The organism is Sphaerochaeta sp. (assembly GCF_050178175.1).
GTDB lineage: Bacteria > Spirochaetota > Spirochaetia > Sphaerochaetales > Sphaerochaetaceae > Sphaerochaeta.
In genome coordinates, this window is sequence record NZ_JBFXGH010000158.1 from 1 (window position 1) to 4,152 (window position 4,152).

5 protein-coding genes and 1 tRNA gene are annotated in these 4,152 nt (G+C 46.7%); 1 reads left to right on the forward strand and 5 read right to left on the reverse strand.

What is annotated here, in order from left to right; all coding sequences use genetic code 11:
• Positions 1-187: 187 nt before the first annotated feature.
• A tRNA-Val gene (locus AB7S66_RS11670) sits at positions 188-259 on the reverse strand.
• Between the two features lie 137 nt (positions 260-396).
• On the opposite strand from AB7S66_RS11670, the gene AB7S66_RS11675 reads away from it, so the two are divergent.
• Positions 397-1,404, forward strand: coding sequence for a lactonase family protein (locus AB7S66_RS11675; protein ID WP_428520201.1), 1,008 nt, complete (start codon positions 397-399; stop codon positions 1,402-1,404).
• Between the two features lie 52 nt (positions 1,405-1,456).
• Here the strand turns inward: AB7S66_RS11675 and AB7S66_RS11680 are convergent, their stop codons facing one another.
• From AB7S66_RS11680 to AB7S66_RS11695, 4 genes are read right to left on the reverse strand one after another with little or no spacing between them, the layout of a single operon-like run.
• On the reverse strand, positions 1,457-1,627 hold the full coding sequence (locus tag AB7S66_RS11680) for a hypothetical protein (protein WP_428520203.1): 171 nt from the start codon (positions 1,625-1,627) through the stop codon (positions 1,457-1,459).
• Positions 1,602-1,988 (reverse strand): GntR family transcriptional regulator, encoded by a 387-nt coding sequence (locus AB7S66_RS11685; protein WP_198892955.1) that lies wholly within the window; start codon positions 1,986-1,988, stop codon positions 1,602-1,604. Before AB7S66_RS11685 ends, AB7S66_RS11680 begins: the two co-directional genes overlap by 26 nt.
• Entirely contained in the window at positions 1,978-2,769 is a 792-nt protein-coding gene (locus tag AB7S66_RS11690; protein ID WP_428520205.1) for a hypothetical protein, read from the reverse strand. The genes AB7S66_RS11685 and AB7S66_RS11690 overlap by 11 nt, the downstream gene beginning before the upstream one ends.
• A complete protein-coding gene (locus tag AB7S66_RS11695; RefSeq protein WP_428520207.1) occupies positions 2,766-3,653 on the reverse strand; it encodes an ATP-binding cassette domain-containing protein in 888 nt (295 codons plus the stop codon). Before AB7S66_RS11695 ends, AB7S66_RS11690 begins: the two co-directional genes overlap by 4 nt.
• Between the last annotated feature and the right edge of the window lie 499 nt (positions 3,654-4,152).

The following is a 4,152-nucleotide window of genomic DNA, read 5'->3' on the forward strand; positions in this document are numbered from 1 at the left end:
ACATAGAAGTAACTGCGTTTGGCTTTTTTCCGCTTCGTGAGATAGTAGTTCATACTCTTTTCTACTCCATAAAACTCACTGTTCATATAGCCTCTGCATACCCCTTTACATACCCTTTTGGGTTTTCACGTCAATATTCACCAACAAAAAAGGCAACTAACTCTTTACGGTAGAGTCAGTTGCCTTATGGGCGCGATTGGGTTTGAACCAACGACTTCTACCGTGTGAAGGTAGCACTCTCCCGCTGAGTTACGCGCCCGAATTACTCTGACTATAATACGGAAATAATCTCTTGCTGTCCAGTGGGTATTTTGGTTTTATGTGGGAGAGTGATGTAGATAACAAATTATATATATACTACACTCGTTGTATCCACGTAAAGAAAAGGGGTTGATCATGGAAACACTGGTAATAGGAAGCAGGGTCTCTGATTCCGTGGAGGGGCTGAACTGCTTTCTCTTTGATGAACGAATGGGCATGATGACCTATCACTCAGGTTCCATGAAAATAGAACAACCAACCTTCCAGTGTTTTGATGCTGAGAGAAAAATTCTCTACAGCGTCAGTGAGACAGAGACAGACGGACATGTATACGCCATCCAAGTGTACCCTGACCTTACCTGCAAACTACTCTACACCCTTCCAACAGGAGGCGGTTCCCCTTGCCATCTCTCCCTCAGCCCAGATCATTCGATGCTTGTTGTTTCCAATTATGCAGACGGAGTGCTTACCATCTTCTCTGTATTGGACACACCCACCTTACTTTTCCAGGAATCCTTCACTGGCAAGGGAACCCACCCTACCCGCCAGGAACGATCCCATATTCACAGCAGCAGATTCACCAAGGATGGAAGTGCATTCTTTGTAGCCGACCTGGGACTGGACAGAGTTCTTTGGTATCAAAGTGATATGATTGAGAAAGGAACTATCATCACCCCGCCAGGAAGTGGGCCCAGACACCTTGAACTATCAGAGGACGAGAAGTTTCTCTATGTAGCCAGTGAACTCTCATCAGAGATATTGGTATATGCACTGGCTGAGAAACCTACCCTGATACAGCGAATCAGCACGCTAGAACCAGGGTACAAGAAAGAAAACACCGTTGCTGACATTCATTTCGATGCGAATCACCGTTTTCTCTACTGTTCCAACCGGGGACATGACAGCATTGCCATCTACCGATGTGAAAGCAAGAATGGAACATTGCGTTTCATAGGCCACTGCAAGACAGAAAAGGAACCCCGAAACTTTACCTTCTCACCTTCCGGTGCTCACCTCGTGGTTGCAAACGGTAGCAGCAACTCAATTACCAGCTACCCCATCAACCGTAGGACAGGACTGTGTGGATTATGCAATCATCGGATTATTGTTGAACAGCCAGTCTGCCTGAACTTTCTTGGGTAGCGTGAAAGGAGGGTCGGAAAATCCGACCCTCCATATGACCGCTACTTCTTGGTTACCAATTCCGCCACACCGTTACATGGGTGACATTTCTATTGGGTAATTCCTGTATTGAGAACCGGTCAATGAGAAATGACCCAAAAATCACACTGGCCAGGAGATAGACAACCAAAAAGATCCCTGCTCCTATCAACATCCTATTACTCTTCTTGTGGCTCGATTTCATCGTCCTTCTCCTTATTGTCAGCATACTGTTGTAAATCATTCATGGTCAGACCCAAACGCTCCATGGTTTCAAACAGGGAGGGCAACTCCCGCTTGAGGAAGTGTTCACGTCGTTTTTGCAGGACCAGCGTCCTTGCATCCTTTGCGGTGAAATACCCGATCCCGCGTTGGTTCTCAAGCGTTCCCTCTTCCTGCAGAAGCGAGTATGTCCTGATAACGGTATTGGGATTCACCTCCAGTTCCATTGCCATATCGCGTACCGAAGGTATTCTCTGACCATCCTCCCAGACATTGCTGAGGATCAAGTCATGAATATACTCGGCAATTTGCATATAGATTGGAGAATGTGTATTAAACTGCATCGGTGGCTTGGACCTCCTCAACCCTGAAGAACGCGGTTACCAGACAGAAGATCGGCAACACAGCATAGTAGAATACCTGGGTGATGATGCTGAAGACCTTCAATGGACTCAGCGCCCTGCTCAAATTTACTGGACTGAGATAGAACATTGCATCGAATACCTGCAATGAGGAACCAAATTTAATCGCAAACACAATTCTGGTGAACAACAGGCCAAGAGCCCCAAGTACCAGGGCGATCACACCTATTGCCAACACGGTCTTGATAAAATGTGCCTTTCTGAAGTACGTACCACCCAGGAGGAACACAGAGGTCCAGACCCAGTACTGGGCAAGAAGAATCCCAAGTTTCCCATCCCTGAAAGGATTGAACATTGCCATCGGATTACCGAAGATGATCAACTGGATCGGCTCAGTCACCACACTAATGAGAAAGAACAATACAAGCAGTGCTATCGGATACGCCACGATCATCAACAGAGCCTTTGAAAGGAACTTCTCAAGGTTCGTTGCAGGAAGCATCAACCAATCGTGCTGGGTATCTTTCCCGAACATGTCATCCCTGAAAATCAGGCTGCTGATAATCAATCCACCAAGCATCAGGAAAGAAGGGAACATCTCGTTGTAAGATTCAGCGGGGAACGGCACCCCTGCATACCGGGCGAAGACACTCTGCAGCGTTTCCGATGCAAACATCACAAGAACAATCACCAGTCCGTAGGTAAACAAGTCCTTCTGGCTGGTCTTTATCTCTCGCTTAACCAAAGCGGAAAATCGATTCATCTCACACCTCCTGCACTACCTTTCGATTGCTCGATGATCACATTGAACAAGGTCTCCAGGTCCAAGGGTTTTCCTTCCCTGTCATCAGTACGTTCACTCAGCACCATCCAGCCTCCAAGCACCTTCTCGATGTACATTCCCTCCCCAGCCTTAGGCTGTTCCGTGGTTAGGGAGAGAACATACTTCTCATTCACCGACTCGACCGTGTCGTTGAATATCACCTTGCCATCATGCAGGATGATGATCGGGTCGATCAGATTTTCCATATCACGTACCTGGTGAGTCGAGATGATGAACGTTCTCTGCTCGGTCATGGCGGAGGCAACAGTCTGCCTGAACTGACGCTTGCTTGGGATGTCGAGTCCATTGGTTGGCTCGTCCAGGATCAGGAGAGCAGTGTTGGTGGCAAGCCCAAAGGAGAGCAATACCTTCTTTTTCTGCCCCAGCGACATCTGGTCGAGATGCTGATTCAGATCTATATCGAACTCCCTGCAATACTGACTGAACATCTCGTGGTCGAACTTGGGATAAAACGGAGAGCGCATAGCAAGATATTCACTTGCTTTCATCTTCGGCAGGGGAAACTCTTCCGGGAGATAGAAAATCTCACTAAGCAGTGACGGTTTCCTCTCCTGGGGATTCTCTCCCAACACCTTCGTCTCACCTTCTTCGATGAACAGTTGCCCGCTGAGAATCTTCAGCAAAGTGGTCTTCCCTGCCCCATTCTTACCCAGCAACCCATAAATATTCCCTCTCCTGATCTCAAGATCAAGATGATTGAATAGACGGTTCTGGGTATATGAGAAACCAACATTCTGCATGTGCACCACGACATCTTGTCCGTCCTGGACGGCAAGCGCGTTCTCTTGCATTGCTTGTTCCATGCACGCCTCCTAGTTATTTACTGTACTAGCTAACTAATACACCAATATTCTAGCAATGTAAAGAGCTCAGCCTAATATTTCTTACATTTTTTTTTCTTGCACTTGTTCAGGGGAAATATCCGGAAAAATCCCGTTCAATTATCTGGCTGTTACTAGTAAAATACACCGAAAATTGGTAGTATCCATTCTTGCGCGTTCTTTGCATAGAGTACGCGTACTTTTCACGCTTCCCCTTCTTGAGAAGGGATGTACCACACTTCATAGAAAAGGACTAAATACTACATTTAGTACATACCCCATCATGAAATAGAAGGAATCCGGTAATGACTGAAAATACCAACCAATTCTATCTTGACCGACAGAATCAAACAGAATCAAACGCTCGCACATATCCCAGAAAATTCCCCATTGCCATCAAGAAGGCAAAAGGTTCTGTGGTAACCGATGTAGAAGGAAACACCTATCTTGATTTCCTCTGCGGCGCCGGTACCCTGGCCCT

Excerpts from the sequence above, each read along its gene's own strand:
- AB7S66_RS11675 (WP_428520201.1), top strand. The coding sequence starts at position 397 with ATGGAAACACTGGTAATAGGAAGCAGGGTCTCTGATTCCGTGGAGGGG.
- AB7S66_RS11680 (WP_428520203.1), bottom strand. The coding sequence starts at position 1,627 with ATGAAATCGAGCCACAAGAAGAGTAATAGGATGTTGATAGGAGCAGGG.
- AB7S66_RS11685 (WP_198892955.1), bottom strand. The coding sequence starts at position 1,988 with ATGCAGTTTAATACACATTCTCCAATCTATATGCAAATTGCCGAGTAT.
- AB7S66_RS11690 (WP_428520205.1), bottom strand. The coding sequence starts at position 2,769 with ATGAATCGATTTTCCGCTTTGGTTAAGCGAGAGATAAAGACCAGCCAG.
- AB7S66_RS11695 (WP_428520207.1), bottom strand. The coding sequence starts at position 3,653 with ATGGAACAAGCAATGCAAGAGAACGCGCTTGCCGTCCAGGACGGACAA.